This is a genomic window from Streptococcus sp. HMSC10E12 (assembly GCF_001807855.1).
Classification (GTDB): Bacteria; Bacillota; Bacilli; order Lactobacillales; family Streptococcaceae; genus Streptococcus; species Streptococcus salivarius.
Genome location: NZ_KV791095.1, coordinates 40860 through 41449 on the forward strand (window position 1 = coordinate 40860; position 590 = coordinate 41449).

A 590-nucleotide genomic window follows, 5' to 3' on the forward strand; every position below is an offset into this window, starting at 1 on the left:
ATTCGCTTACTGATGCACTTTCTGAGGCTGATTCGGAGTTTGAGACTGATTGCGATTCTGAAACTGACGCACTTTCTGAGGCTGACTCTGAGTTTGAAACAGACTGTGATTCTGAAACTGACGCACTTTCTGACGCTGACTCGAAATTTGATACAGATTGTGATTCGCTTACTGATGCACTCTCTGACGCTGATTCTGAATTAGATACAGATTGTGATTCTGACACAGACGAGCTTGTTGAAGCGGACTCACTCAAGGAACTTGAAACACTCGCTGACTTAACGGTACTCAAAGACACACTCGTTGAAGCGGACTCACTTTGTGAGACACTTGTCTTCAAGGACTCACTCAAGGAACTTGAAACACTCGCTGATTTCTCGGTACTCAAAGAAGCACTCGTTGAGGCTGACTGACTTTGAGAAACGCTAGTCTTCAAAGACTCACTCAAGGAACTTGAGACACTCGCTGACTTCACAGTACTCAAAGACGCACTTGTTGAAGCGGATTCACTTTGTGAAACGCTGGTCTTCAAGGACTCACTCAAGGAACTTGAGATACTCGCTGACTTCACAGTACTCAAAGACGCACTT

Annotated in this window: 1 pseudogene; it reads left to right on the plus strand. The window is 44.9% G+C overall.

Annotation, left to right across the window (positions count from 1 at the left end):
• Positions 1-413: pseudogene (locus tag HMPREF3112_RS11880) on the plus strand (hypothetical protein); the annotation flags it as partial.
• Between the last annotated feature and the right edge of the window lie 177 nt (positions 414-590).